Source organism: Gluconobacter sp. Dm-44 (assembly GCF_018256175.1).
Classification (GTDB): domain Bacteria; phylum Pseudomonadota; class Alphaproteobacteria; order Acetobacterales; family Acetobacteraceae; genus Gluconobacter; species Gluconobacter cadivus.
Window position 1 is genome coordinate 124,517 of record NZ_JAERLZ010000006.1, and the last position, 26,933, is coordinate 151,449.

A 26,933-nucleotide genomic window follows, 5' to 3' on the forward strand; every position below is an offset into this window, starting at 1 on the left:
GGTGGTGTCACTGCGGACAGGTCGGCACGGGCTCCTGAGGGCCGTTCCATGTTGTAAACGGAATTTTTGTTGCGGCGCTGAGCGCGATGTCCGCATGGCAGGTCGTGACGGGGGAGGCGATTGTGGACAGGGGCCTGAAGGTGAATGCCGTGGTGCCGGGTTCGCCGTCTTCGCGTGTCAGTTGATAGATCCGGACATGCGCCGGGCTAGGCTGCGGGACGGGGTAAAGGCCCATGTCACGCGTTGTGACGAACAGCAGAAGGCCGGGTTTTCCGTTCACGCGGGCCTTAGCGAAATGGACGGTCTGGATTGCGTCTTCGCCGGTGTGGGGACTGTCCGCAAGCATGTCGGTGAGCGGAGCGGACGGGTCCGCGTCCTGTCTGTCCACGAGGTCGGCCTGATCGGGCTGTTCGGCGTCGAGGGCGGTGACGGCATAGAGATGATAGCCCCATGCGTTTCCGTTTTCACGCCAGAACGGCGTGACTGTCACGGCGGGAAAGCCCTTCGGATGCAGAGTAACCGGGCTGTTGCCGATCAGGACGGGCACGATGTCGGTGATCCGGGGCGCTGTGGGAGCGGCGTGTCCTTTCGGGAGGCCGAGCATAACGGCGGAGCAGAGCAGGATCTTCAGGGCGGTGCGGCGCATGGAAGGTCTTTCTCGGGGGAGGGCTTGTATGCCGGGGCGGTGTTTCCGATAACGGAGCTGACGATATTCATGTTCCAGACGACAGGGCCATCATGCTTTCAGTGATTTTCGATTCCCTTCCTGCTTTTTCGGCGGATGCGCCCAAGGCGGTCGTACTGCTGTGCGAGACTGCGGCTGGCGAGACGTTTTCGGCGCTGGATAAGGCGACGGCGGGGGCGGTGTCGCGCGCTGTTGCTCTGAAGGGGTTCAAAGGAGAGGCCGGGCAGAGCGTGGTGCTGCCTGCTCCGGCTGAAGGGCTGTCGCAGATCGTTCTCGCCGGGGTGACGCCGAAGGGCGGCGCGGCTGTGGATGCTGTGGCGGTTGAGAATGCTGCGGGTCGGGCGGTGCGACTGCTGGATGGCGTTGAAAGCGCGGTTCTGGTCGTGTCCGGGGCACTGGAGCAGTTTGCTCCAGAAGCGGCTCTGGGTGCGCGTCTGGCGTCTTATGATTTCGACCTGTATCGCAGCAAGAAGCCCGGTGCGCGACCGGTTCTGAAGACGCTGACTGTTGCAGTGTCGGACGTGGCTGCGGCTCAGGCACGCTGGACGGCTCTGGATGCGGTGTCCCAAGGTGTGATCCTGACGCGGAACCTCGTGAGCGAGCCGCCGAATGTGCTTTATCCTCAGAGCTTTACGCAGCGGATTGAAGAATTGCGTGACCTTGGCCTGACGGTTGAGGTTCTTGACGAAAAAGCCATGACGGAGCTTGGGTTCGGTGCGCTTCTGGGTGTGGCGCAGGGCAGCGTACACAAGCCGCGGACGGTGATCGTCCGTCACGACGGCGGTGGAAGCGAGGCGCCTCTGGCGTTCATCGGCAAGGGGGTCACGTTCGATAGTGGCGGCATTTCCATCAAGCCTGCGGCTGGCATGGACGAGATGAAGACCGATATGGGCGGGGCCGCGACCGTGATTGGTCTCATGAGTGCGCTGGCCCGTCGCAAGGCGCCGGTCAATGCGATCGGCGTGGTCGGGCTGGTTGAGAACATGGTGTCCGGTGGGGCGCAGCGTCCGGGCGATATCGTGCGGGCCTATGACGGGCAGACGATCGAAGTCCTCAATACCGATGCGGAAGGGCGTCTCGTTCTGGCGGATGTGCTGTCTTATACGCGCAAGCGGTTCAGCCCGAAGCTCATGGTCAATCTCGCCACGCTGACCGGCGCGATTGTGGTCAGTCTTGGCTATGAAAACGCCGGTCTGTTCAGCAACAGCGATGCGCTGGCCAAGGGGCTCTCGGAGGCGGGCGCGCAGGTGGGTGAAGGCCTGTGGCGGATGCCGATGGGCGAGGTCTATAACCGCGAAATCGATTCCGATATTGCCGATATGAAGAATATCGGTGGTCGTCCGGGCAGTGCGATCCTTGCCGCGGAGTTCCTCAAGCGCTTCGTGGGCGATACGGACTGGGCGCATCTCGATATTGCCGGGACGGCCTGGAAGACCAAGGCGTCTGCCGTTGCGCCGAAGGGTGCAACGGGTTTCGGTGTGCGGCTGCTGGACCGTTTTGTGAAGGCGCATGAAGCCAGCGCCTGAGGGGCAGGATCACGCTGTGGATGTCGGGTTCTATCATCTGACGCGCACGCCGCTTGAAGAGGCGCTTCCGGCCCTTCTGGGCCGGACGCTGGATGCGGGGGAGCGCGCGCTTGTGCGGTGTCCTGATGCGGCGGCGGTTATGGCGCTGGATACGGCGCTCTGGGCGTGTCGGGACCCGGTCTGGCTTCCGCATGGGAGCGCAAAGAATGGTCATGCGGCTCGACAGCCGATCTGGCTGACGGAAAGCGAAGACGTGCCGAACGGGGCGCGTTTCCTGTTTCGGGTTGATGGTGCGGGGGAAGATGATTTCGCGCCATTTACCCGGATTTTCGATCTGTTCGACGGTGGCAATCCGCAATCAGTGCAGCGTGCAAGAGACCGCTGGGTGGCGATGAAATCTTCAGGTCACAATCTCGTGTATTGGAAACAGGAAGAGCGGGGCTGGAAAAAGGCCGGTTAAGGTTTCAAAGTATGTCTGAAGCCATTGGTGGAAGACGCTCGATAACAGGCGCGTCTTTCATGTCATTGGAGAGGACACCTGACTGTGCCGGACCCCACGAATTCTTCCCCTGATCCTCTGAAAACCGATCTGCGTCGCGTCGATATCAATCCGGACTTCTGGTATCCGCTGGCGTGGTTGAAGGATCTTAAACGCGGGAAGACGATCGGGCGTCGGTTTGGGCGGCATCCGATTGCACTGGTCCGGCCTGCAGAAGGGAGCGTGTTTGCGCTGGAAGACCGTTGCGCGCACCGGCAGGTTCCGCTCAGTCTGGGCAAGGTCAGCGGTGAGGCTGTTCAGTGCTGCTATCATGGCTGGGCGTATGGCCGCTCAGGGAGGTGCATTGATGTGCCGTATCTGGGCAAGGGCAAGCTTCCGAACGGTGTGAGGACCTATCCCTGCCGTGAAGCGGGGGGGATGATTTTCGTGTTTCCCGGTGATGCGGCGAAAGCGGAGAGCGTTCCCCTGCCGCCACTGGCGCAGGTGGACAATCCAGCGTTCAAAACGCGGCATTTCAGCCCTGTCGTGAAATGCCATTACACGTTCATGCATGAGAACCTGATGGACATGAACCATCAGTTCCTGCACCGCCGCCAGATGGGGCAGATCAAGGCGCGTTTTCTGGGGCAGGATGCGGGCGAGGGCTTTATTGAGGCGCGTTACAGTTTCGCACGTAGCGGCAACCAGCAGCCATTGGCGGAGCGGTTGATTTTCGGCAAGCATCACGATGATCCTGGCCGTGAACAGCCGGTTGAGGAAATCGTGAGTATCCGCACGACCTATCCGTATCAGAGCCTGAAAATCCACGATAAGGACGGTGATCTGATCATGGAGCTGTTCAGTGTTTACGTCCCGAATAGTGTTGATGGTGCGAGTACGCAGACATTCGGTCTGCTTTCGGTGCTGCGTCCGAAAACGCCATTCCTGATTGATGTGATCTGGCCCGCGCTAGGCATTTTCACGAACCGGATTTTTGAGGAAGACCGGGAGATCATGGAACTGGAGCAGGCAGCCTGGCGGGACTTGGGGGGCGATCACAACGTCGAGGTTTTCCCGATCGTGCGGAAGCTGCGCGATCTTCTGAAGGTCGAGGGGATTGTGAGGGAACAGAGCGCGGATCCTGTCGTTGTCTGAGAACATAGGTCTTGAGGACACGGACAGGAGACGGTCATGAAAACAGTCACGCTCAGGAATGGTGTCACGGTTCCGGCACTGGGGATGGGAACCTGGAATATCGGTGATAGTGCCTCACGGCGCAGCAGCGAGATCGAGAGCCTGCGAAAGGGGTTGGAGGCCGGTCTGCGGGTTATTGATACGGCTGAGATGTATGGCAACGGGCGCTCGGAAGATCTGGTCGGGGAAGCCATCGCGGATGTGCGCGAGGAGGTTTATCTCGTGAGCAAGGTCGTGCCGTCCAATGCGTCTTATGACGGGGTTCACAAGGCGTGCCGGCGTTCTCTGAAGCATCTGGATACGGACTGGCTGGATCTGTATCTACTGCACTGGCACGGGGGGACGCAACTTGAGGAAACGATCCGCGCCTTTGAGGATCTGAAGGACGAAGGTCTGATCCGGGGCTGGGGGGTGTCGAACTTCGATGTCGATGACATGGAAGAGATCGAAAGCCTGTCCGAAAACTGTCTGGTTAATCAGGTTCTGTACAATCTGGAGCACCGGGGGACGGAGTTCGATCTTCTGGACCATGATCTGAAATCCGGGACGGTGACGATGGCTTATTCGCCGCTTGGGCAGGGTGGGGAGCTTCTGGAGCATCCGGCACTAAAAGAGGTGGCATCACGGCATGAAACGTCGCTTGGGCCTGCCGATCCCGCCCAGATTGCTCTGGCCTGGGTGTTGCGTCGGCCAAATGTTCTGGCCATTCCGAAGGCCGCGTCTGAGACGCATGTGGCGGGAAATCTGGCCAGTCTGGAGATCAGCCTGACGGATGCGGATCTCAAAACGCTTGACGGCGCTTTCCCTTCTCCGAAACGCAAGCTATCTCTCGCCATGATCTGACGGTCGTGATGGTTGCGGTCCGTTCTTCCTAACCTGCGGACCGCGCCCTGCATATTTTCACGTCCCTGTTCCATACTGATCCGGTTTCCCTCTGCCTTGCGGTTCTGGTGGTGCCTGCCTGTGTGTTGGCGATCCAGCCAGGACGGTTCGGGCAGGCCGTAGTCGTGTGTCTGACGGCTCTGGCTGCGGTATTGGCGCTTTCGCCTGCCGTGCTGGCTGTGGCGCTGGGTGTGATTGCGGCGCAGGAGCGGGATACCTGCCCCGCGGTATGGGGTGTTCCGGTTCTGCTGCTGAGCGTTCTGTTTCCAGCCCAGACGCCTGTTCTGCTGGGGCTGCTGCCTGTTCTGTTCTGGTCTGCGCTTGCGCGTCGCAGAGACGGGGGCTGCTCCGCCGTTATGAGCCTTCTGGGTGTGTCGCTGGTGTGGCATGCTCCGGGGGCGGTATCGGCGGAGCTGGTTGCGGGTCTGGGCGTGTGTGTGCTCGGGCTGATCGGCTGGGCTGTTCTGGGAGCGCATCGGCCGGGGAATCTGGGGCTTTTGCGTCCCGTTCTGTTGATGGCTCTCGTGGTGGCCGCGCAGAATGAGGGGCTTGCGGTCTGTGCCCGGATTGCGCTGGAAGCCGCGCTTCTTGATCTCGCAACGCTGGTTTTGATGGCATCACTGGAGCCTCGGTTTCCGGCACTGACCGTATTGCGGCTGCCGTTTCCGCCTTTGCCCGGACTGGTTGTGTTGTGGCTTGGGATTCATGCGGCCTTGGGTATGGCGGCAGGTGTTGAGGGCTGGAGCGTACTCGGCGTGGCGGTGGCATTGCTGCTGGGCGTTCTGGCGCTGTCCGATCTGCTTGTCGTTGGGCGGCAGATGTCTGGAGGGCAGGCTGCCATATCCGGTGTTTCCGTATTGCTGGTGGGTGTTGGGAGCCTATTTTTGCCCGCGCTGGTGTTCGGGCTGACAAGTCCTGCGCTGCATGGTGTGGGAGGGGAATGGGTTTGGCCCGTCTGGAGTATTGGTGCAGGCGATGGATCCCATTTCCGGCTGATGGCCTTCGTGATGGTTGGAGCCCTGATCTGGATTCTTCTCGTGCGTCCCTGGCGCATTATGGGGGGGATCGTTCACGCAGCCTCCACGCTGGCTCCGGCATTGATGACACTGCTGGCATCAGGCGATGCCCTGTTTGAAGAGGCGCCGTCTCTGGGCTGGAGCCTGCGCCGTTTTGTCGTGTCAGGGCGGCTTCGCTTGAGGGCGCTGAAGGGGATGAAAGCACCTGTTCTGCCCGATCTGCGACAGGGGGCCGTGGGGCTCTGGCTTGTTCTTCTCGGCCTCGTTCTCGCGGTGCTGGGAGTGATGACGTAATGGCGCATGACGCAGGGCTGATTGCGCTGTCGGTTCTTGAAGCGCTGTTTCAACTGGGGTTGCTGCTCGTTCTGGCGCCTGTGCTGGGCTGGTGTCTGGACGGTCTGCCGTTCTGGCTGGCTGGCCGCGCGGGTGGTGCGGTGCGGTTTCGTCTCTTGGGTGCGGGACGGTTCTGGAAAGCTGTGCTTTGGAGTCCGTTGGGGGGGCGTCCGGCGCTTGCGTTGACCGTGGGTGTGCTGGCGCTTGTGTGCCTGCCTGCGGTGACGACGGGATCGGTGCTGTCACCGCTCGTAGACCCGCTTGTCATGGGTCTCATGCTGTTGATGGGGCGTGGATTTCTGGGGCCGGGCGTTCTGTCGGGAGAGGCATCGCGTTTGGTTCCGGCGGTTCTGCTGCTGTGTCTGACGGAAGCACTGATCGCGCTAGCTGCTCCGGGGACAGATGGCCTTGGGGGCTTGTGTGCGATGTTGCATATCGAGCCTGAGCCGGGTCTGGAGGGTGCACTTGCGGCCTGTGCGCTGGCTCTGGGAATTGCATGTCCGCCGCTTCGTTCCGAGGACGTGACGGGTATGTTGTCCGGGGTGCGGGACCGGCAGGAGCGTGAGGCGGCGCGCAGTATTGCGGATGTGCTGAATTGTGGCTGGCTGCTGCTATTGGCTGATCTGGCATGGCCGGTGAGTGTGGGGCTCGCGCAGGGAGGCGTTCAGGGCTGGTGGCTCGGGTTGGTTGCGCTTGTCGCACGGCTGGCGCTGGCTGTGGGCGTGGCGGTCGGGCTGAGACTGATGGCGCAGGAGCGGAGCGCGCGGTTGACGGCGCTGTTTGCGGGTGTGGCGCTCCTTCTGGCTCTGGCGGGGAGGTTTGGCACATGATTGTAGGGTTCGGACTGCTTTTGCTGCTGGCGCTCGCGGGGTTGGGGAAAGACGGGCGGGGACTGCCGCTTTATGGGGCGGTCTGCGCTTTTGCCGGGGCGACTGTTTGTTCGGGGCTGATGGCGCTGCTGACGTCCATGGCGCTGATCGGGCTGAACGTTCTGGCATGGATCTGGCTGCGACGGTTTGCGCCGGAAGCGCCGGACAAGGCGGCTGTTCTGCCGGTTGTGGGTACGCTTGTTCTGCTTCTGGCACTTGGTTTGTCGGGGGCTGGGCTGGGGCTTGCTCCGGTTCTGGGCGCGGGGGCGGTTCTGGCCGGGTTATGTGGTGCGGCGTGGGGAACGCCGCTGGTTCAGTTTACCGGGCTGATCCGGGCGGCGGACGGGCTGGTTGTTGTGGCGTGCGTTCTAAATTCATGGCCGCTTTTTGCTGCTGCCCTCAGCCTGTGGGGCGTTCTGGCGGCCCTTGGCGTCACGCTGCTGCCCCGTCTGGCATGGCGGCGGGTGGAGGACGTCTGATGCATCCGCTTGCACCTGTTGGCACGCTGTTCGCCGTTACCGTCTGGCCGCTTCTGGCAGCATTTCTGTTGTTCCTGACGCCTGAAAACCGTCAGGCCGCCAGCAGTCGGACGTTTGCTGTGGCGGGGCTTGTCATCACGCCGCTGGCCGTGTGGCTGATGCCGGGGACGGACGCTCTGGCTGCGGCGTGTTCCTGCATCGTGACGGCCATTCCGCTGCTTCTCCCGCAGGCGCGGGACCGGACAGGGCGGATTTTGCCGTTTCTGGTGACGGGATGTGCGTTGTTGGCGCTGAATGTTCATTCGGCGTTCGCAGTGACGATCCTGTGTGGCGCGGGAACGGTTCTTTTGGCGTGGCGCGAAGGGCGTGGTCCCCGGCAGGCCGCAATTGTGTGGGACATTGCGCGCAGTCGGCTCGGGGGTGTGGTTCTGGGGCTTCTGGGCGCGTCGCTTCTGCCGATGCAGCAGTCCTCACTGGGGGCGGTTCTGTTGACGGTCGGGCTGTGCATGGTGGCGGGGTTGGGGCCATCACCCGCGCCTGCGCCGGAGGCGGCTCTGCTGGATACGGGGCTGCGGTTTGCGGCGCTGATGCTGATGTTCCGCCTGAGTGCCTATCCGCTGGTCCATCTGCTGATGCTGATTGCGGGTTTTGGAACACTCCTCATGTTGGTGGTGTCGCGCTCGACGGGGCGGACGATCTCTCTGCCGATGCTGTCGGCGCTGGGTGCTATTGCGGCCGCGACCGGCGAAGGTCCGGCGCTCGTCCTGCTGCTTTTGTCAGCGCTGGGATTGGCTGTTCTGGATTTGCATGAGGCTGAGGGAGCAGAGGTTATCGGGGCAGGAGCCGCACCATGGCCGGTGTTCTGTGCGCTGGTCGGGATCGGGCGGTCGCTTGATGTTGGGCAACTCGTTCTGCTGGTGCTGTGTCTGCTGCCTGCTTTGTGGTCCGTACGTTCTGTGACCCTGCTGCCAGCGTTCGGGCGCGGTGAGCGGGGTATCGTAGCTGTGACGCAGGCTGTTCTTCTGCTGGGCGGTTTGTGTGGGCCGCTGTTTCTTGCATGGCATCCGGTGACGGGGTGGCGACCATGAGGAGCATGGGGCGGATCATCCGCAGTGGCGAGCGTGTGGCGCTGTCGCATTATCATCTCGATCCCGCACAGTGGAGCGATATGCTCTGTGTTCCGGGCGCGACGTTGCCGCTGATCTCGTGCTGGGCGGATGATGCGCGCGCCTCTGTTCTGTTGCTGGAGGGGGATCGCCCGCTTCTGGCGAGTACGGTTGTGGAAGACCGTCGGTATCTGGCGCCGTCGTCGCGGTTTGCCGGAGCGGAATGGGGCGAGCGCGTGTCGTATGATCTGTATGGCGTCGAGGCCATGGAGGCGCGTGGGAATGGTACGCCTGCGCTGGATGAAGGTGGCTGGACGTCCACATGGCCACTGTCGTCCCGTCCCGGACCGGCTTCGGGCGGTCTGCGTCCGATCGGGGGGAGCCGCTTTCTGCGGCCGGAGCAGACGGGGCTGAGCGGCCCTCTGGACCTGTCTTTCGAGGTTCTGAAAGGGAAAGTCCGGACTGTGGATGTCTGTGCGGGCGGGGCGCATCGGGGTGTGGTGTCCCGTCTTTTGGGGAAGACGCCGGAAGAGGCCATGGTCCTCGTGGCACGGATGACGGCGGGCGGTTTTGTGGCGCATCCTCTGGCCTTTGCGCGTGCTGTGGCGCAGGCGCGCGGGCAGGTTCCGGGGCCGGGAGTTCGGGATGTGTGGATGATCCTGCTGGAGATCGAGCGGATGTCGCTTCATCTGTTCGACATGGCCCGGACGGCGCGGGGCGTGGATGCGGAGCTTCTGGCGACGCATTGCGATCATGCGCGCGAGGCCATTGCGCAGGCCTGTTCGGAACAGGGGGTGTCGCGGCGTTTGATGGATACGGTGAGTTGTGGCGGCTTTCGCGAGGGGCTGGAAATCGTCCCGCTGGCGCAGGCGGTTCACGCGGCGATGCAGCCACGTCTTGCGGCGCTGGAGGAGCTTCATCGGGTGTTTGCGTCCCGTCTGAACGGGTTTGCAGTTCTGGATGTGCGGCTGGCGGAGCGTTTTGCCGTCGGGGGTGTGACGGGGCGTGCGAGCGGTCGCAGCATGGACATGCGACGGCGGGAAGCCGGAATGCGGCTGGAGGCGCTGCGGGCGACGGGATCGAGCCGGGGCGATGCCCGTGCGCGTGATGGGCTGCGGCTTGCGGAAATCCGGGATTCGCTGAAGCTGATGGAACGGATTTTGGGCAGCATTGGTCTGGACGATGACGAACCCGCGCCGGACAGCACGGATGAGGGTATCGGCGTGGCCGAGGGTGCGCGCGGAGATGTGTGGTACTGGGCGCGGCTGAAAAACGGGCGGATCGAGAACCTGCATGTCCGTGATCCGGGTGTCTCGGTTCTGCCGGTTCTGGGGGCGATGCTGCAAGGCTGTCCTGTGGAGCGTGTGCCTGCGGCTCTTGGGTCGATCGGGCTGTCTCCGGCGGGGATTGCGTTGTGAAGGGATTACGGCGGACAGGGCCTCTGAGCCTGCTTTACGCCTTCATGGATGCGCGTCGCTGGCGGCCCTCCACAGAGGGCGCATTTCTGGGGCGTGAGCGTCCCATCGGGTTGTATGTGCTGGAGACGGGGGGATGCGAGGGCTGCTTCATGGAGATCGAGTCCCTGAAAGGCAGTGCTTTCGCTCTGGAGCAGGCGGGCTTCGTCTGTGTGAGCGATCCGGCGGATGCGGACTGGCTGCTGCTGACTGGCGCGGTGACGCGGGTCTGTGCCGAGATGGTGGACCGGGTCTGGCGGGCGATGCCGCCGGGCCGGAGTCTGATTGCGGTCGGGGCCTGTGCGGTCGATGGAGGGCCGTTTCCGGCCAGTTACGCGACGCTGGGGGGCTTACAGGCCCTGACGCCGGTGCGGCGTGCGATTCCGGGCTGTCCCCCCGCGCCGCAGGAGATCCTGCGGGCCCTTCAGGAACTGGCGCGGGTCTGATCGCGATATTCTGAAACTGGAAATTGCCTGAAACAACGAAGTTTTGTCTTCGGATGGCTTGTCGTGACACGGTTTCGCGTTAAAGCAGACGGACGCACTGGATGCGTTTTCCCATGAGGTCCGGCCACCTGTCGTTCAGGTCGCCGCACAGAGCACAGGGCTTGAGATGGCTGATTATCGCCTTGGAATTGATCTTGGTGGCACGAAGATCGAAATCGCAGTTCTGAATCGTTCGGGCGATCTCGTCCTGCGGGAACGAATTGCCAATCCCGGTATTTATAACGAGGCCGTTCTGGCGATCCGGGATCTGGTGGCGGATGTGGATCATCGTCTGGGTGCGGTGCCGAGCCACCGCGTTTCGGCGGGGCAGCATACGTCCACGCTGGGCATCGGGATTCCGGGATCGATCTCGCCAGAGAGCGGGCTGATCAAGAATGCCAATGCAACCTGGCTGAATAACCAGCCTTTCGGGCACGATCTGGAAGCCGCGCTGGCCCGTCCGGTCCGGACGGAAAATGACGCCAACTGCTTTGCGCTGTCTGAAGCTGCCGATGGTGCGGCCAAGGGCATGCTGACCGTTTTCGGTGTCATCATCGGGACGGGCATGGGCGCGGGCATCGTTAATAATGGTCGCGTTCTTGAAGGGCGTCATCATATTGCTGGCGAATGGGGGCATCTGCCTCTGCCCTGGTCGACGGAAGAAGACGCGCCGCCGCGCGAGTGCTTCTGTGGGAACAAGGGCTGCATGGAGCGCTATCTTTCGGGCCCGGCACTTGCCGCGGACTGGAAGGGGCCGGGGCATCGCAATACGGCCGGTATCGAAGAGGCTGCGGCCAATGGCGATCAGGCTGCGATTGCGGCACTGGGCCGTTATACCGAGCGTTTTGCCCGGGCCTGCGCCATGGTCATCAACTTCCTTGATCCGGATGTGATCGTTCTCGGTGGCGGTGTTTCGAACCTTCACACGCTCTATGAGCGCGTGCCGCCGCTTCTGGCCAAGCATGTCATCACGCCGGTCTGCACGACGCCGATCGTGAAGAATAAGCATGGCGACAGCTCTGGCGTGCGTGGCGCGGCATGGCTGTGGGACGTGACGGAATAAGCCTGTCGCGTATTGGACATGAAAAAGGCCGCCCGGAGAACCGGGCGGCCTTTTTTGTTGGGATTTCCTGCTCTCAGGCGGGTTCTTCTTCCACCGTTTCCGACATCTCTTCCGCCGCCAGTTTCAGGCGATGGTACGAGCGGCGGGAGAAGGGCAGGATCGCGATATAGAGCAGTCCTGCGCCTGCGAGGGCGCCCCAGGGGTCCGCGACCAGAAGGGCCGCGTACAGGCCCGTTCCGAGCATCAGAGGGAGGACATAACGCGCCGGAACCTTGAAGTTCTTGAACGACCAGACCGGCAGGGTCGAGACCAGCAGCAGGCCGGTGACAATCAGGCAGACGGCCGAGACGAGGGGCAGGCGGGCGAATGCGGCCAGACCTTCGGCATGGAGGCGGTCGGCTTCGAGGCCGAGGAAGACCGGAAACAGGACCAGTCCGGCTCCGGCAGGGGCCGGGACGCCTGTGAAGAAGCTGTAGGAATAGTCCGGCTTGTCGTCGTCATCGAGGCTGGCGTTGAAGCGGGCCAGACGCAGGGCCATGCAGACCGTGAACAGGATGCACGGGACGAAAGAATAGCGCCCGGCATGTTCGAGCGACCACATCAGCAGCACGAAAGACGGCGCGACGCCGAAGCAGACGAAGTCCGACAGACTGTCGAATTCCGCGCCGAAGCGGGTGGCGCCCTTGAGGAGGCGCGCGATACGTCCGTCGAGCCCGTCGATGCAGGCGGCGATCAGCAGTGCTACGGCCGCGGGTTCGAACTGGTGCTCGAGCGCAAACCGCATGCCGCTGAGCCCGGCGCAGAGGCCGAGCATTGTCATGATGTTGGGGATGAGGCGGTTGAACGACGGCCCGCGCACACGGGTGCGCGGGTTGCGGCCCATACGGCGGAGTCTGCGTCGGATGCGGCGTTTTCGGCCAGAAGCGCTCACAGAGGCGCCAACAGGCTGGGCGGGTTCGCGGGTGGGTTCAACCGTCGGAGGCGTGGTCATGTATGGCGTCTGGCTCAGAGCGTCGCCAGGACAGTTTCGCCACCAACCATGGTCTGCCCCTCCACAACCAGAGGTTCGACGCCGGGTGGCAGATAGACGTCGGTGCGGGAGCCGAAGCGGATCAGGCCGAAGCGTTCGCCTGCTTCCATGCGATCGCCTTCCTCGACGAAGCACAGGATGCGGCGCGCGATCAGGCCGGCGATCTGGACGACGCCGATATTGCGGCCATCCGGCAGCGTCAGGCGCAGTTCGTTGCGTTCGTTGTGTTCCGACGCCTTGTCGAGGCTGGCATTGAGGAACTTGCCTGCGTGATAGGCGATCTTCGTCACTTCACCGGCGGCGGGCATCCGGTTGATATGGACGTTCAGCACGGAGAGGAACGTCGAGACGCGCCAGACCGGCGTGTGTCCCATTTCCAGCGCGGGTGGCGGCGTGACGAGGGCGACGGATGTGACGCGGCCATCGGCGGACGCCAGCACCAGATCGGGGCGCGGCGGCGGGGTGCGCTTGGGGTCGCGGAAGAAGTACAAACAGAACGCCGTGAAGGCGATGCCCGCATTGCCCAGCAGGCGCGTGGCGCGCCAGGGCGTGGCCCGTCCGAGCAGTCCGACGAACGAACCGGCGAGGAGGAAGGGAGTCGCGGCGCGGTGCGGCGGCGACAGGACGAGCTTGAAGGACTGGATCAGCGACATGGAACGCACTCTTACGGCACACGGCGGGAGGGTCAAGAATTCGCCACAAAGAAGGCGTTTTTCGGGCAGGTTTTCTGGTTCAGGCGGGTCTGGGGACCTGTTGGGGAAGTGTGGCGGCCAGTTTATCGTCGATCATGGGGATTCCGGCATAGGCATTTTTGCGGGCCGTGACGAGGTGAACACCGCCGCATGGCAGGCGCAGGCCGCGTCCGATCTGCTCCATGATCCGTCCCTGTGTGGCGGAAAGAGCAGCGGGTGGCGCCATCAGAGCACCCGAATGATGGTCGATCCGGAACAGGGTCTGGTCGAGAAGGCGGGTCAGCTGGCGGCTGCTGTAGGGACTGCCGTGGCCGAAAGGGGTGGCGTCGGTATGCGCCCAGTAGCCGGAACGGTTGGGAACGATCAGGATCAGGACGCCGTTATCGGTGAGGGTGCGCCAGATGGCCCGGAGGAAATCCGGGGCGACACGCGTGAATTCGAGACCGTGAACTACGAGCACCGCGTCCATTGAAAGGTCGTCGAAAGGCAGGCGGGCGCTGTCGACGATGCAGTCTTTCGAGGAAGGGTGCAGTGTTTTTTGCGTCTGCGCATGAAGCAGGCGCGCGGAGACTGCGAATTCGGCACTTTCCGGAAGATAGGGGGCTGTGTAGCCTATGCCGAGAATGCGTCGGCCCCGCATGGGGGGTATGATGCGTCGCAGGCGCTCGTTGAGGAGCAGGGCCGTGCGCTGTCCCTGTCGGCTTTCATAGAAAGTCGCGGCATCATCGGAACGGATGCGGGCCAGGGACGTCAGCATGTAACTACCTCATTAGCAGGACAGTCCAAGGGGAACAGTCATGCCACTTGATATCAAGCCGATTCCGGTTCTGTCGGATAATTATGCCTGGCTGCTAACGACGCCAAAGGGGGAACGGGCCATCGTGGACCCCGGTGAGGCCGGGCCGATTCTTGATGAGATCGGGGAGGGGCGGCTGGACATGATCCTGCTGACTCACCATCACGCTGATCATACGGCCGGGACGGAAGCATTGCGGGAACGCTATGGCGCGCAGGTTTACGGGCCGCGCCAGAATCAGGAACGGCTGCCTCGGCTGGATCATGCTGTTGAAGATGGGGACGTTGTTTCTCTAGGAAATACGCAGATTCAGGTCTGGTCCACGCCGGGTCATGCGGTTGGGCATGTGTCGTATGTTGTGGCCGCGGTTCCGGCGCTTTTCTGTGGGGATGTGTTGTTCAGTCTGGGCTGTGGGCGATTGCTGGAAGGCACGGCGCAGGAACTCTTCGACAGCCTGCACCGCTATGACAGTCTGCCGGACAGCACGCTTGTCTGTGCCGGGCATGAATATACGCGCTCCAACCTTGCTTTCGCACTGCATGTCGATCCGGAGAACGCCGCCCTGAAGGCGCGGGCCGGGGAAGTCGAGCGTTTGCTGGAAGCCGGGCGGCCGACGCTCCCGGTCGCGCTGGGCGTGGAGCGGCGGACCAATCCGTTTCTGCTTGCGCCGGATGTTGCGACTTTTGCGCGCCTGCGCAGGGAAAAGGATACGTTCTGACGGCACAAAAAAAGCCCCGCTCGAAAGAGGCGGGGCTTTTTAGCATCATCAGGCCGTTACCAGCCGAAGATGATTTTCTTGAGCAATTCAGCGCCAAGGCCCACGACGATAACGCCGCCCGCCCAGATCGCCACGAACCAGCCCACGCGTTTCATCCAGTTCAGGAAGCCCGGTTTCTCGTCGGGCTGACCGTATTCGATACGCATGGGGCTGATCCTCCGCCGTTAGTGGTAGTGGTGCCCGGCGGACATTTTTCCGCGGAACACATAGTACGAATAGGCGGTGTAGGAGAGAATCAGCGGTAGGAGGAACATCGTTCCGACCAGCAGGAAGGTCTGGCTCTCCGGCGGGGAGGAGGCCTGCCAGATGGTGATGGTCGGTGGCACGATATAGGGCCACACATTGATGCCCAGACCGCTGAAGCACAGGAAGAACAGGCCCAGCGTTGCGATGAAGGGCAGCAGGTGCGAGCGCGGGTTGCGCAGGCCGAGGAACAGTGCCGCTGCGAGAACGACGACTGCAACCGGAACCGGCGCCACCAGAGCGAGCTGCGGCATGTCCAACCAGTGCTGCATGTAGGTGGTGTGGAGCATTGGCGTCCAGATCGAGACGAGCGCGATCGTCACCAGCATGAGGCCGCCGAGGACAAAGGAGATCCGGCGCATTGCATCATGCAGTTCGCCTTCGCAGCGCCACAGCAGCCATGTTGCGCCAAGAAGTGCGTAACCGATGACGACGGCGAGGCCGCAGAACAGGGCGAAGGGAGTAAACCAGTCGAAGCTGGACCCAACGAACACATTGTTCTCGATTTTGATCCCCTGAACGAGCGTTCCGAGAATGACGCCCTGCATGAAGGCCGCAACGATGGAGCCGCCGCAGAAGGAGCTGTCCCAGAAGAACTGGCTCATGGGCGATTCCGACTTGAAGCGGAACTCGAAAGACACGCCGCGCAGGATCAGGGCCAGCAGCATGAAGAGGATCGGCAGGTAAAGGGCCGGGAGGATCGTGCCGTAGGCGACGGGGAAGACGCCATAGAGCGCGGCTCCGCCAAAGATCATCCAGGTTTCGTTGCCGTCCCAGACGGGGGCGACCGTGTTGACCATGAGATTGCGATGATCGTGGTCCTTTTCCTTGAGGAAAAGGATGCCGATCCCGAGGTCGAAACCATCAAGGCAGACATAGAGGAAGATGGCGGTTGCTGCGAGCAGCGCCCAGACCACCGGAAGCCAGAAGCCGGCTGTTTCTGTCATGGTTCTTACTCCGCCATGCCAGCGCCGGCTGTCGGGCCGGACGGGGGCTGATGGGAGACCTGTGTTGTACCTGCGGCACGCTGGGGCTGGTCCTCGGCGGGGCCGTGTTCGCCCGGATGGGGTTCTTCGGCGAAGGTCCGCAGCAGGATGGTAATGCCACCCATGAACACGATGAAATAGACGACGATGAAGGCAATCATCGACGTTGCGATGCTCGGCAGGGCGATCGGAGACACGCTGTCGGCGGTCCGCATCAGGCCGTAGACGGTGAAGGGCTGACGGCCGACCTCAGTCGTGACCCAGCCACACAGCAGGGCGAGGAAGCCCGCCGGAGACATGAACAATGCGACCCGATGCAGAAGCGGCGTGTCGTACAGTTTGCCTTTCCAGCGCAGATACAGCGACCACAGACCGACCAGCACCATCAGCATGCCAAGGGCCACCATGATGCGGAAGGAGAAGAACAGCAGCGGGGAGTAGGCGCGGTCTTCTTTCGGGAAGTCCTTCAGGCCCGGGACCTTGCCGTCGAGACTGTGCGTCAGGATCAGCGAGCCCAGATAGGGGATGGCGATTTTGTAGCGGGTGGTCTCGCTTTCCATGTCGGGAATACCGAACAGGATTTCCGGTGCGCGGCTTTCGGATTCCCAGTCGCCTTCAAGTGCGGCGATTTTAGCGGGCTGATATTCCAGCGTGTTCAGGCCCTGCGTATCACCGGCCAGAACCTGGATCGGGGAGACGATTGCGGCCATCCACATCGCCATGGAGAACATCAGGCGGACCTGTTCGGACGCCTGATGGCCTTCACGACGCGCCTTGAGCAGATGCCATCCGGCCACGCCTGCCACGATAAACGCCACGCACAGGAAGGCTGCGAGGCCCATATGGACGATGCGGTATGGGAAAGACGGGTTGAAGACGATCTGCCACCAGTCGACGGGCAGGAAACGACCGGTGGCTTCGTCGATGCGATAGCCACGGGGAGTCTGCATCCAGGAATTGGAGGACAGGATCCAGCTCATGGAAATCAGCGTACCGATCGAGACCATGCAGGTGGCTGCGAAATGCAGGCCTTTGCCGACGCGGTTGAGGCCGAACATCATGACGCCGAGGAACCCGGCTTCAAGGAAGAACGCCGTCATGACCTCATAGGCCAGCATCGGACCAAGGATCGGCCCGGCTTTCTGTGAGAAGGCCGACCAGTTCGTCCCGAATTCGTAGGACATGACGAGGCCGGAGACCACGCCCATGCCAAAGACGACGGAAAAGACCTTCAGCCAGTATTTGAAGAGGTCCAGATAGGCGCTGCGGCCTGTCTTGAGCCAGAGGCCTTCCAGAACAGCCAGGTACGCTGCAAGACCGATTGAGAACGCCGGGAACACGATGTGAAACCCGACCGTAAACGCGAACTGGAACCGCGCCAGGAATAAAGCCGAGAGGCCAAACATTTCAGTTGCCTTCTGGAGAGATGGCGAGAGGCAGATTCCGTCAGAAGCAAGGCCGCTCCCTGCGGGATCTGACGCACGCAGAACGAGGGTAACGAAGTTGTGATCGTTTCGTGTGTCGCCGTCTTTTGAACCCACAGAACGTGTTTGGCCAGAGAAAGTTCTGTGTTCCGGTGGGTTTTTTGATGAAAATCAAGCGGAAATTTCGGCCTCAGGGGGGAGGGAATGTTCCGTTGAAAAGCGTGGAAATCGCCTGTGTATCCGGGAGGATCTGGCCGTTGACGACGGGGAGCGCCACCGAAAATGGTTGTTCGTTTTGGGGCTGTGGAACGGAAGCCTTTTCCAGCGCTTTGCGGAGGGCGGCCTGAAGGTCCGGGGCGAGGTGCGACTCTATTCCAGGCCGATCCAGAAGGCGTGCTGCAAGCTCCTGCCAGTGCATCAGGGTCAGGGTAAGCGTGCCGGTTTGGTTTGGGAGGGTGAGGGCGCCGGAAAGCATGATGTGACTGCCTGTCGAGGCTGGGGAGGCTGAGGCGCCCTGAAGCAGGAGACGGTCGTATGACGCCGGGTCAAGAAATGAGCGGTCTGTGGAAGATCCGGATGCTGTCAGGGCGAGCGCAAGATGCGCCTGATGCAGGTTGGCGGAGGCTCCATAGGGCAGTGGAAACCCGGACAGTTCTGCCGCTTTTGCCTCTATGCCGAGCCGTGTTGCGCCGACGGGGGCTTCAGGAAAACGGATGAGGCGTCCGGAGAGGTTTTTCGCGAAGATCTGCCTGTCAGGCCATCCGCCCGAGAGCGCCATCTGAAATTGTGGCGCTGAAAATCGCAGGTCTTCTGGGGTCCTGAAACGGATCAGAACACCCGACGTCAGAACAGTCAGGATTTTGTCATTCAGGACAAGCCGTATCGCCTGATGCCCCGTCAGGGAAATCGGAAGCCCTGTGCGAAGAAGGGAGGTCCATGATCCTCCAAGACGAAGATGCTCTGCGGCCCAGCCTGCCTCGTAGGGCGAACCGGACGATGCTGGATGTGTGGCGTCCAGATGGTCCAGTTCCACCCATGCGCCAAACGGCCAGCCGCCTCTGCGTAACGGAGTCGCATGAACGGCCCAGCCGTTTTTGTCTGTGGTGGCGATGGCGGTGTGGGCGCTGGTCTCCAGCCGGTGGATCGTGTGATGCCAGCAGAGTGTATCGAGGAGGATCGATATTGCGAGAATGGCAATCAAGACCACAGCATATCTGCTGTAACCGACAGTAAAGAACGAACGATCCATTGAGCATCTCTTTTCGGGAGTGGCTGCGGGATTGGTCAACCCCTGTCTGTTTTATCCCCAGCCATGGAAAGTGCTTCGGGAGTGCCCGAAAATGCGTCCATAGGTCGGTTTGCCATAAAAGCCATGGCGGTTGTGCAGCAGTGAAAACCGCAGAAAACCAAAGGATATGGAGATTTTATTAATGGTTGGATGTTGGAAGCGCGAAGTTTTTGGGAGAGCGTTGAAAAATTTCAGTTTTTTGCAGCCCGATCATGCGTTTTCCGGGTCCACAGAGTTATCCACAGGATCTCTGGGCAGGGCGTGGGTTGTGCACAGTTCGTCCCACGTGCTTTCCAAAGCCTTGGTAAAGGCCTTGCGTTCCTGTTGGGCCGCGAGAGGCTGACCGATCACAACGTGAAGGGTGCCCGGACGTTTGAGCCAGGGGTTTCGGTCCCAGAAGAGCCCTGAATCGGTTGCGACGGGTACGACAGGAACGTTGGCCTGTCGTGCCAGAGCGACGATACCGGGCTGGATCGGATGACGTTCGCCGGGCAGCGTGCGGGTGCCTTCGGGGAAGATGATGATCTGGCGGCCCGCGTCGTGAGCCGATTTTGCATCCTGCATCATGGTGCGGAGGGCTTTTGAACCGGCTTTTCGGTCGACGGAAATCATGCCGGTCAGGCGCAGCATCGGGCCCACCACGGGAATGCGCGTCAGTTCTGTTTTGATGATGTAGTCAGGGCGTTCGACGAGGGTCATCCAGATGAAGCCATCGAAGAAGGACTGGTGCTGCGAGGCGATCAGCAGCGGGCCGGGCGGCAGGTTCTCCTGACCCGTGATTTTGATTCTGACCGACGAGATCCGGGTGAAGCCGAACAGAACGGCACGCGCCCAGAGTTTTGCATAAGAGAGGGCCAGATCCTGATTTTTCATCAGGCGGATCGGGATGGTCCCAAGGCCCATGAACAGGGTGATCCAAAAGAGATAGAGATTGAACAGGACGCCGCGCAGAATGCTCATCATGGTGTTCTGCACACCAGAAAAACCTGTCTGGCACAAGGGCTGTCAGGCGCCATCCAGTCCTTCACGACCATCTGGCAGGCCTGTCAGGACGCCAATTTCGGCTCCGAGTAGTTTGTTGTATTCCCGAAACATCAGGAAGAGGGTTCTGCGCGACGGGGTGCTTTGCAGGGCGAGCGGCACCACCGGATAGGTGATGAGGTCCAGATCAGGGGCTGTGCGGTGGATTTCGAGAACAGCCCGACGAATATGATAGCCGGAGGTGACGACGAGAAGGCGGTGTAAGCGGTTGTTTTTGGCCCATTCGGCCGTTTCGTGGGCGTTGCCGATGGTGCTGGTGGCCCGGCGCCCCAGAGTGATGCGTGCGGCCAAAGGCGAAGAGAGGGGTTCCTGCTGAAGATGCAGGATATGTTGCAGCGTAACATGCGGCCCAACGCCTGAAATCAGCAGCAGATGTCCGTATCCGCCCCGCAGGAGCGTAATGGCCGTATCGACGCGCTGTTCTCCACCAGTCAGGGCGACGATGCCATCGCAGACAGTGGCGGTGACGGGAGGGCTGCTGGCGTCCTGAACGAACCAGACGAATCCCGCCAGCCAGAGACCTCCCAGCGCCAGACATGCCCGGAAGAGGCGTGTCATGGCAGGCGCCGGAGCCAGACGAGCACGACGGTCTGTGCGGTGAGCCAACCCAGACAGGCGGCGATCAGGGGCAGGGCGCCGAGTTCTTCAAGAAGCATGCGTGGCAGGACGTGCAGGGTGCTCCACCATGTCGCAATCAGGACGTCCCATGTGTTTGAGGGAGAGTTGGTTGGAGGTGCGCCATGTGAGAAGGGCGTGAGCTTCTGGGCCAGCATGGTGATGACCGGGCTCAGAAGCAGAAGGCCGACGAGCCCTCCGGCGAGACTGAGCAATGCTGCCCGCCCGGCGATCCTGCTGGAGATGGTCAGGTCTCCTGCGCCAAGGAAATGGACAATTTCGACGGCCTTTCGCTGGGCCATGACGGAACGGCGGACGGTCATGCCGACTGAAAGAACCGCAATGGCCGCGATGAGGCTGACGGCCAGCCATGCACAGGCGATCAGGCTGCTTCCCAGACCGTTGAGACGTTCACCCCAGCGCCGGTCTTCCTCTACGACGGCTTCAGGCAGGACGTTATGTACGATTGCGCCCAGATCGGGCGTGCCGGTATGGGCGACAATCAGGACGGCAGGCAGTGAGAGGCCTGGAAGGCCTGCGCTGTCAGACACCTGCCCCAGCCATGGTGTGAGAAGGGTCTGGACCTCTTTGGTGGAGAGTTCGCGGACTGCTGTGACATCGGGCGTTTTGTTCAGGGTCTGGACTAAGGTGTGGGTGCGGTCTGCAAACTGGGGCGTGTCGGACGGAATCTCGATTGTGGTTGCGTTTCGGGCGGCACCGGACCAACTTTCGGCAAGGGTCTGCACGCCTGCCAGCCCAGCAAGTGAGAGGCCTGCGAGCAGGGTCATGAGTGCGACGAGAAGCGGCAGGCTGCCTGAACGCAGTCCGGGGGAGACCGGGGCACTCATGAGCGTTCTGTCCGTCTGGTGGAAGTTCCGTTCTGACTGTCGGTATTTGCGATCGTGCCGTCCTGAAGGATGATGGAGGCTGCCGGAGCTTCGCGGACCAAGGCTTCATTATGGGTGGCGACGATGACGGTCGTGCCCATTTCGATCAATTCCTGAAATGTCGTCAGAAGGCGTCTGGCCTGCGCGTCTTCGAGTGCATTGGTCGGTTCATCGGCGAGCAGGAGTTCGGGGCGACCGATCAGGGCGCGGGCAATGGCCGTGCGCTGCTGCTCACCGCCGGACAGGGCGCCGGGGCGCTTATCGGCGAGATGGGCCACATCCAGCCATTCCAGTACGGCGAATGCCTCGCGTCTGGTGTCGCGCTCGGAAGCGCCGCGCAGTCTGAGCGGGAGAGCCACATTGTCGAACACCGTCCATTCCCCGATCAGGCGATAGTCCTGAGGAACAAACCCGATTCTTCGGCGCAGGTTTCGCAGCGTTGCGCGGCTGGCGTGGCTGACGGAAACGCCGAGCAGGTCCATCTGACCGGCGGATGGGCGTGTTTCGAGCGTCAGGAGGCGCAGAAGGCTCGACTTGCCAGCGCCGGATGGTCCGAGCAGCCAGCGGAACTCTCCCTGCGGCACGGAAAGCGTCAGGTTTCGCAAGACCGGCTGCCCTACGCCGGGAGGCATCATCGAGACATTCAGGAGGCGGATCATGACGCTTTCATTGAAAATTGGAGTAATTTATTAACCATTTAATAACGATCATTTTGTCATAACAGACAAGTACGCGGATCAGGCTAGGCTGGATCGGAGCCGGCTGTCGAAGGGATTGATTGAATGCGCATTGAATGCCCCCATTGTCATGCGGTCTTTGAAGTACCGGAGGCGATGGCAAAAGGGGTTAAGCGTCTGCGCTGCGCCAATTGTGGAGACAGTTGGGAAATGACTGCCTCTGCTGCGGCGGTGGTGCAGGAATCTGTTCCCGAAGCCACGCCGGCTGTTTTTGAGGTTCCGGAAGAGGAAAGCAGCAGCAAGCCTGATGTGGTGGACGCCCCTTCGTCCGTTTCGGAAGGAACATTCCGGGCGACCGGGGCGATGGCGGGACGAAACGCTGAGCGCCGTTCGGCTGTCCTGCATTCCCGTTCAGCTGGCGACGTGCAGGCACGGGCTGAACAGGCTGGTCCGTCGATGATCGGGTCTACCGGTCTCTGGGTCGCGGCCTGGGGTGCCAGTCTTGTGCTGGCGGGCTCCGGAGCTGCGGCGTTGTGGTACTGCAAGGGCGCGGGTGTATTGGGTTTTCTTCCGGGGATCGGACATTTTTCCTGAACCCCGGTTTGGCCGACACCGGCTGATCTTACATGTTGCGGGCGGCGAGTGCCGAGAGTGTGGCCCCGATGGCAGCTACGGCCATGAGCAGGATGCCGTCGAAAATAAGGGAACCCGGCGTGATGAGGTGGCTGCCGATCTGAAGATGGGTCGGAAGGGTTCCTGCGACGTGATTCATGACATCGCGTGCCTGTGGGTCGGCACTGGCTGCGCTGGTTGTGATCGCATTGACGATATGCGGAAGAATGTACCAGCCCAGACCCAGAATCAGCAGGAGAGGCGCCATGAGTTCGGCAATCTGCTGGGCCAGATAGAAGGCAAAATAGCAGACGGACCATACGCCCATCCGGATCATCGACGATGTTGTGAGCGATGACTCGCTCCGGCTTCTGCTACCGAGGAGACGGTCCGTGATATGGGGCGGGGGCTGCATGTCCATGAGATATGGCTTCCAGTGGTCCGGCAACGGGAGTTAGTGTTCGTCCCTGAAAGCGGACGAATGGTTCACTTCGGACTAGCTGCAAGAGATCGCCAATGCAAACTTTCCCGTGCCGTCATGCCTTTTCCTGAATTCGAGATGCCGATGGTAACGCCGAATATGCCCCGGGTCGTTCTGGTGGAGCCTGACTGCGACCATGCCCGGCAGATTGCTCGGATTCTGGTCAATGAAGGCTTTGCGCTCACCTGCGCGACCAGCGGCGAGGAAGGTTTGGGCACGATCGAGGATACGATGCCCGATCTGGTTGTGGCCTGTACCGAGCTTCCGGGAATGAGCGGAGGCCAGCTTGCGCGGCGGCTGCGGCTGGATGCGCTGACTCGCAACATTCCGATCCTGATGCTGACGGAAGATGCGTCGCCGGGCGTCGAGCGTGAGGGACTTGAGAGCGGCGCTGACGCTTATATTTCCAAATCGGCTCATCCTGACCTGATGGTCCTGCGGATGCGGGCCCTGTTGCGGGAAGGGCCGGAGCTTCTTCAGGTCGATGAGGCATCCCGGTTGCGTCGGGCCCGGATCGTGATCGTCAATTCTCCACGGGAGGAGGAAGACGAAGACGATACAGCTGAGGAAGCACCCGAAACGACGTTGGGGGAGTTGCTCTGGCGTGACGGGCATACCGTGACATCCATCGAGCGTTCGGACGATCTGATCGAAGGCGGATGGCTGCGGGGGGCCGACAGTCCGGACTGTCTGGTGCTGGAACTCGGAAGCGGAGACGAGGATCTGAAATTCTGCCGTCTTCTGGATGCGCGGCGGCAGGCTGTTCTGGAGGCTGGCGGAATTCCGTTCCGGACACTGGGGATCGTGGAGGCGTCACGGTTCAGGCGGCAGTCTTCCGGGGAGTTTTTTGAGGCCGGAATTGATGATCTGGTGCCGAGCGATATCGCGCTTGAAGCTCTTGCGATGCGAATCCGGACACTGGCCCAGCGCAGGATGGCACAGGACGAGTTCCGCCAGCAGGAAATCGAGCGCCAGCAGAACGCTCTGACACTGGAGGCCGCACGAGCCAAGGCGGAAATGGCCGAAGCGCTGGCGCAGGCCAACATGGAACTTGCGCGTACGAACGAGCGGCTTCTTCAGGCGCAGTCCAAGCTCGTGCAGACGGCAAAAATGGCCTCGCTGGGTGAATTGGTGGCGGGGATCGCGCACGAGATCAACAATCCGCTGGCCTTCACCATTGCCCATGCCGATACGGTGGCACGGACGTTGAAGCGGTTGCAGGGCGTCAATGCGTCTGACGAAGCAATCTCGCTGACGAAAAAAGGTATGTCGCGTCTGGACTCCATGAAGCTCGGCTTGCAGCGGATTCAAAATCTGGTGCTGAGCCTGAGGCGGTTTTCACGTCTGGATGAAAGCTCGTTCCAGAAAGTCGATGTTCCGGCTGCGTTGGACACGGCGCTTGCTTTGCTGGCCCATAAATTGGGGCCGGGGATTGTGGTTCGGAAGGACCTTCAGGCTCCGCCTGAACTGGTCTGTCAGCCGGCTTTTCTCAATCAGGTTGTCATGAACATCATTTCCAATGCGGCGGATGCGCTTGCGGATCTGTCCGTGGATAGTGATGTGGTGCGCGGGACGATCGTCATCGCCTCGCGTCTGGAGAACGGGCGTTATGAGATGAGTGTGAGTGATGACGGACCGGGTCTGCCTTATGAATTGCGGACACGGATCTTTGACCCGTTTTTCACAACCAAGCCTGTGGGAACAGGGACAGGGCTGGGACTGGCCATTGCCTATAGTGTCATGGAGGCGCATGACGGGACGATCGAAGTAACGGACGCCAATCTGCCGGGCGGGCATGGCATCGGAGCCTGTTTCCGGCTGAGTCTGCCCGTTCGCATGACCGAGGAGGGGCCGGTGGCGACTGGCCGCGCAGCATGACTTTCTGGAGCGCAAAAGGACCGTCGCGTCCTCTGATTCTGCTGGTGGACGATGAGGAGGAGATCCTCGTTGCCCTGACAGATCTGCTGGAAGACCAGTATGAAATCCTGTCCACGACGGACCCACTGCGGGCGCTGGATCTGCTGCGGGAACATCGGGATGTTGCGACCATCATTTCCGACCAGCGGATGCCCGGCCTGACCGGGGATCAGTTGCTGATGCAGGCGCGGGCATTTTCGGACGCGCGCAGTATTCTGCTGACGGGGTATGCCGATCTGGAGGCCGTCGTATCGGCGCTGAATCAGGGGCAGGTGCAGGCTTATGTGCATAAGCCTTGGGATTCGGATGCGCTGCGGTCACTGGTTGGGGAAGTCACGCAGCATTGTCTGGCGCAGCGGGCGTTGCGGACCGAGCAGGCTCTGCTGCGGGGACTGATGGAAGCGCTGCCGATTGGACTGGTTTTTTCTGATCGCGACGGGCGGTGTATCCGCAGCAATGTGCGTGATGAATCCGAAAGTGGTGCCGAAACCGAGCAGGCCCATTTTCCGGAAAATCTGTGGCCTGACGTGGAAGCTATGCGAGAGAGCGTCCGCAGGTCTGGGCAGGAAGAGCGTCTGGTTGGGGAAGTTCTTGCGCAGGAGGATGGCAAGACATCCATGCGCTGGCATGAACTGACGCGACTGGCGCTGGCGTGGCCAGAAGGTGTGACTTCGGAAGATGCCTGGCAGGTCAGCATGGACCGGGATGTGACATCGCGTGTTGCCATGGAATCGCGGCTGCGACAGGCGGAAAAGCTTCAGTCTCTCGGGACGCTGGCAGGAGGAATCGCTCATGATTTCAATAATCTGCTCGCCGCGATTTCCGGGTCTCTCGAACTGCTGGAAGATATTGCCGATCTTGACGAGGCGTCTTTAACGCTGCTGCGCAATGCTGCTGACTCAGCGCAGCGTGGAGCAGTTCTGACACGACGGCTGCTTCAGTTCGGACGTCCGCGTGAGGCGCGTCTGTCGGCGGTGTCGCTGGAGCAGCTCCTGCCCGGTTTGACGGACCTTCTGCGTCAGAGTCTCAAAAAACGGGGTGCGCCTGCGGTGGCGTCACCTTGTGCGCTGTGCGTTGAAGACCTCCCGCAGGATCTGCCTTTGGTGTGGTCGGATGCCGATCAGCTTGAAATGGCCCTGTTGAATCTGTGTGTGAATGCACGCGATGCCATGGCGGAGGGTGGAACGGTGCGGATCAGTGCTCGGATTGTGACACAAAAGCGGACGGACCTGCCTGCCGAGTGTTGTCCCGATCGGGCGGTGGCGCTGGACGTCGTGGATGAAGGCGCGGGCATGACGCCGGACATTGCGGCGAGAATTTTTGATCCGTTCTTTACGACCAAGGATGTCGGGCGCGGGACAGGGCTGGGCCTGTCGAGCGTGTATGGGTTCCTCAGCCGCAGTTATGGGGAGATCGTTGTCGACAGTGTCGTGGGTGAGGGAACGCGCATGACGCTGATTCTGCCTGTGGCACAGAGCGGGCAGCAACCGGGTCGTCAGCCTGAACGTCCCGGCGGGAGTGTCGGGCGGTCGCTGAAGGTTCTGGTTCTGGATGATGAAGCGCCGGTACGGATGGTGACATCCGGTTTCCTTACACAGGACGGACATAAGGTGACGGCTGTTTCTTCGCTGGAAGAGGCGTTGAACTCTGTTGATGCGGCAGCTCCGTTTGATCTGGCGATCGTCGATATGCGGATGCCTGATCATGATGGGCTGACCTGTGCGACAGCGTTACAGAAAGCGGTGTCGGGATTGAAGGTGTTGTTTATCAGCGGACATACAGATGATATGCCAACGCCTGAAAACGGTCTGCTTCTGCCAAAGCCTTTTACACAGGACGCCTTGCGCAGAGCCGTTGCCGAAACCATGCGTCACGGCAGCGGAAGTGCGGACTGAG

28 protein-coding genes and 1 pseudogene are annotated in these 26,933 nt (G+C 61.5%); 16 read left to right on the forward strand and 13 right to left on the reverse strand.

All coding sequences use genetic code 11. The annotated features are described in order from the left end of the window. Nucleotides 1-7: 7 nt before the first annotated feature. Nucleotides 8-646: a hypothetical protein gene (locus JK213_RS09150; protein ID WP_194262348.1), complete on the reverse strand. Its 639-nt coding sequence runs from the start codon at nucleotides 644-646 to the stop codon at nucleotides 8-10. Nucleotides 647-738: 92 nt separating this feature from the next. On the opposite strand from JK213_RS09150, the gene JK213_RS09155 reads away from it, so the two are divergent. The 11 genes from JK213_RS09155 (at nucleotide 739) to JK213_RS09205 (ending at nucleotide 11,570) form a co-directional block, all read left to right on the forward strand. Continuing rightward, a complete protein-coding gene (locus JK213_RS09155; RefSeq protein ID WP_194262349.1) occupies nucleotides 739-2,211 on the forward strand; it encodes a leucyl aminopeptidase in 1,473 nt (490 codons plus the stop codon). Continuing rightward, nucleotides 2,195-2,671 carry a DNA polymerase III subunit chi gene (locus tag JK213_RS09160; protein ID WP_228125469.1) on the forward strand — a complete coding sequence of 159 codons (477 nt, stop codon included), beginning with the start codon at nucleotides 2,195-2,197 and terminating at the stop codon, nucleotides 2,669-2,671. The genes JK213_RS09155 and JK213_RS09160 overlap by 17 nt, the downstream gene beginning before the upstream one ends. 84 nt (nucleotides 2,672-2,755) lie before the next feature. Then, nucleotides 2,756-3,844, forward strand: a complete 1,089-nt coding sequence (locus JK213_RS09165; protein ID WP_194262350.1) for an aromatic ring-hydroxylating dioxygenase subunit alpha — start codon at nucleotides 2,756-2,758, stop codon at nucleotides 3,842-3,844. 36 nt (nucleotides 3,845-3,880) lie between these two features. Beyond that, nucleotides 3,881-4,726, forward strand: a complete 846-nt coding sequence (locus tag JK213_RS09170) for an aldo/keto reductase (RefSeq protein ID WP_194262351.1) — start codon at nucleotides 3,881-3,883, stop codon at nucleotides 4,724-4,726. A 122-nt stretch (nucleotides 4,727-4,848) separates the two neighbouring features. Then, a complete protein-coding gene (locus tag JK213_RS09175; protein ID WP_408869894.1) occupies nucleotides 4,849-6,075 on the forward strand; it encodes a hypothetical protein in 1,227 nt (408 codons plus the stop codon). Further along, nucleotides 6,075-6,944, forward strand: a complete 870-nt coding sequence (locus JK213_RS09180; protein WP_194262352.1) for a hypothetical protein — start codon at nucleotides 6,075-6,077, stop codon at nucleotides 6,942-6,944. The genes JK213_RS09175 and JK213_RS09180 overlap by 1 nt, the downstream gene beginning before the upstream one ends. Continuing rightward, nucleotides 6,941-7,462 (forward strand): hypothetical protein, encoded by a 522-nt coding sequence (locus JK213_RS09185; RefSeq protein ID WP_194262353.1) that lies wholly within the window; start codon nucleotides 6,941-6,943, stop codon nucleotides 7,460-7,462. The genes JK213_RS09180 and JK213_RS09185 overlap by 4 nt, the downstream gene beginning before the upstream one ends. Further along, nucleotides 7,462-8,550: a hypothetical protein gene (locus JK213_RS09190; protein ID WP_194262354.1), complete on the forward strand. Its 1,089-nt coding sequence runs from the start codon at nucleotides 7,462-7,464 to the stop codon at nucleotides 8,548-8,550. The genes JK213_RS09185 and JK213_RS09190 overlap by 1 nt, the downstream gene beginning before the upstream one ends. Further along, nucleotides 8,520-9,986 carry a hypothetical protein gene (locus JK213_RS09195; protein WP_228125471.1) on the forward strand — a complete coding sequence of 489 codons (1,467 nt, stop codon included), beginning with the start codon at nucleotides 8,520-8,522 and terminating at the stop codon, nucleotides 9,984-9,986. Before JK213_RS09190 ends, JK213_RS09195 begins: the two co-directional genes overlap by 31 nt. Further along, nucleotides 9,983-10,468: an NADH-quinone oxidoreductase subunit B family protein gene (locus tag JK213_RS09200; protein WP_194262355.1), complete on the forward strand. Its 486-nt coding sequence runs from the start codon at nucleotides 9,983-9,985 to the stop codon at nucleotides 10,466-10,468. The genes JK213_RS09195 and JK213_RS09200 overlap by 4 nt, the downstream gene beginning before the upstream one ends. 166 nt (nucleotides 10,469-10,634) lie before the next feature. Then, nucleotides 10,635-11,570 carry an ROK family protein gene (locus JK213_RS09205; protein WP_194262356.1) on the forward strand — a complete coding sequence of 312 codons (936 nt, stop codon included), beginning with the start codon at nucleotides 10,635-10,637 and terminating at the stop codon, nucleotides 11,568-11,570. Between the two features lie 73 nt (nucleotides 11,571-11,643). Here JK213_RS09205 and JK213_RS09210 read toward each other — a convergent pair whose 3' ends face one another. From JK213_RS09210 to JK213_RS09220, 3 genes are all read right to left on the reverse strand, one after another. Continuing rightward, the gene (locus tag JK213_RS09210; protein ID WP_194262357.1) at nucleotides 11,644-12,561 is read right to left on the reverse strand and encodes a phosphatidylcholine/phosphatidylserine synthase; all 918 of its coding nucleotides are present in this window, start codon (nucleotides 12,559-12,561) and stop codon (nucleotides 11,644-11,646) included. A gap of 14 nt (nucleotides 12,562-12,575) precedes the next feature. Then, entirely contained in the window at nucleotides 12,576-13,253 is a 678-nt protein-coding gene (locus tag JK213_RS09215) for a phosphatidylserine decarboxylase (protein ID WP_194262421.1), read from the reverse strand. Between the two features lie 79 nt (nucleotides 13,254-13,332). Further along, on the reverse strand, nucleotides 13,333-14,049 hold the full coding sequence (locus JK213_RS09220; protein WP_194262358.1) for a bifunctional 2-polyprenyl-6-hydroxyphenol methylase/3-demethylubiquinol 3-O-methyltransferase UbiG: 717 nt from the start codon (nucleotides 14,047-14,049) through the stop codon (nucleotides 13,333-13,335). Nucleotides 14,050-14,089: 40 nt separating this feature from the next. On the opposite strand from JK213_RS09220, the gene gloB reads away from it, so the two are divergent. Then, nucleotides 14,090-14,806: a hydroxyacylglutathione hydrolase gene (gene gloB, locus JK213_RS09225; protein WP_194262359.1), complete on the forward strand. Its 717-nt coding sequence runs from the start codon at nucleotides 14,090-14,092 to the stop codon at nucleotides 14,804-14,806. Nucleotides 14,807-14,862: 56 nt separating this feature from the next. Here the strand turns inward: gloB and JK213_RS09230 are convergent, their stop codons facing one another. The 8 genes from JK213_RS09230 to JK213_RS09265 form a co-directional block, all read right to left on the reverse strand. Beyond that, the gene (locus JK213_RS09230; protein ID WP_194262360.1) at nucleotides 14,863-15,012 is read right to left on the reverse strand and encodes a DUF2474 domain-containing protein; all 150 of its coding nucleotides are present in this window, start codon (nucleotides 15,010-15,012) and stop codon (nucleotides 14,863-14,865) included. Between the two features lie 18 nt (nucleotides 15,013-15,030). Next, on the reverse strand, nucleotides 15,031-16,056 hold the full coding sequence (gene cydB / locus JK213_RS09235; protein ID WP_194262361.1) for a cytochrome d ubiquinol oxidase subunit II: 1,026 nt from the start codon (nucleotides 16,054-16,056) through the stop codon (nucleotides 15,031-15,033). A gap of 5 nt (nucleotides 16,057-16,061) precedes the next feature. Then, nucleotides 16,062-17,501, reverse strand: a complete 1,440-nt coding sequence (locus JK213_RS09240; RefSeq protein ID WP_194262362.1) for a cytochrome ubiquinol oxidase subunit I — start codon at nucleotides 17,499-17,501, stop codon at nucleotides 16,062-16,064. Nucleotides 17,502-17,709: 208 nt separating this feature from the next. Then, a complete protein-coding gene (locus tag JK213_RS09245) occupies nucleotides 17,710-18,768 on the reverse strand; it encodes a DUF2125 domain-containing protein (protein ID WP_194262363.1) in 1,059 nt (352 codons plus the stop codon). Nucleotides 18,769-19,017: 249 nt separating this feature from the next. Beyond that, nucleotides 19,018-19,767 carry a lysophospholipid acyltransferase family protein gene (locus tag JK213_RS09250; RefSeq protein ID WP_194262422.1) on the reverse strand — a complete coding sequence of 250 codons (750 nt, stop codon included), beginning with the start codon at nucleotides 19,765-19,767 and terminating at the stop codon, nucleotides 19,018-19,020. A gap of 45 nt (nucleotides 19,768-19,812) precedes the next feature. After that, on the reverse strand, nucleotides 19,813-20,406 hold the full coding sequence (locus JK213_RS09255) for a YdcF family protein (RefSeq protein WP_194262364.1): 594 nt from the start codon (nucleotides 20,404-20,406) through the stop codon (nucleotides 19,813-19,815). After that, nucleotides 20,403-21,311: an ABC transporter permease gene (locus tag JK213_RS09260; protein ID WP_194262365.1), complete on the reverse strand. Its 909-nt coding sequence runs from the start codon at nucleotides 21,309-21,311 to the stop codon at nucleotides 20,403-20,405. The genes JK213_RS09255 and JK213_RS09260 overlap by 4 nt, the downstream gene beginning before the upstream one ends. Continuing rightward, a complete protein-coding gene (locus tag JK213_RS09265; protein ID WP_194262366.1) occupies nucleotides 21,308-22,009 on the reverse strand; it encodes a cell division ATP-binding protein FtsE in 702 nt (233 codons plus the stop codon). Before JK213_RS09265 ends, JK213_RS09260 begins: the two co-directional genes overlap by 4 nt. Before the next feature lie 123 nt (nucleotides 22,010-22,132). Between JK213_RS09265 and JK213_RS16075 the strand changes: the two are divergent. Next, nucleotides 22,133-22,225 (forward strand): annotated as a pseudogene (locus tag JK213_RS16075) (zinc-ribbon domain-containing protein); the annotation flags it as partial. A 12-nt stretch (nucleotides 22,226-22,237) separates the two neighbouring features. Beyond that, nucleotides 22,238-22,621: a hypothetical protein gene (locus JK213_RS09270; RefSeq protein WP_228125497.1), complete on the forward strand. Its 384-nt coding sequence runs from the start codon at nucleotides 22,238-22,240 to the stop codon at nucleotides 22,619-22,621. Between the two features lie 28 nt (nucleotides 22,622-22,649). Here the strand turns inward: JK213_RS09270 and JK213_RS09275 are convergent, their stop codons facing one another. Further along, nucleotides 22,650-23,060, reverse strand: coding sequence for a hypothetical protein (locus tag JK213_RS09275; protein ID WP_099286841.1), 411 nt, complete (start codon nucleotides 23,058-23,060; stop codon nucleotides 22,650-22,652). A 138-nt stretch (nucleotides 23,061-23,198) separates the two neighbouring features. Between JK213_RS09275 and JK213_RS09280 the strand changes: the two genes are divergently transcribed. Both JK213_RS09280 and JK213_RS09285 read left to right on the forward strand, forming a co-directional pair. After that, complete coding sequence (locus JK213_RS09280; protein ID WP_373319081.1) at nucleotides 23,199-24,998, forward strand: ATP-binding protein; 1,800 nt, start codon at nucleotides 23,199-23,201, stop codon at nucleotides 24,996-24,998. Then, nucleotides 24,995-26,932 carry a response regulator gene (locus JK213_RS09285; protein WP_194262368.1) on the forward strand — a complete coding sequence of 646 codons (1,938 nt, stop codon included), beginning with the start codon at nucleotides 24,995-24,997 and terminating at the stop codon, nucleotides 26,930-26,932. The genes JK213_RS09280 and JK213_RS09285 overlap by 4 nt, the downstream gene beginning before the upstream one ends. Nucleotide 26,933: the final 1 nt, after the last annotated feature.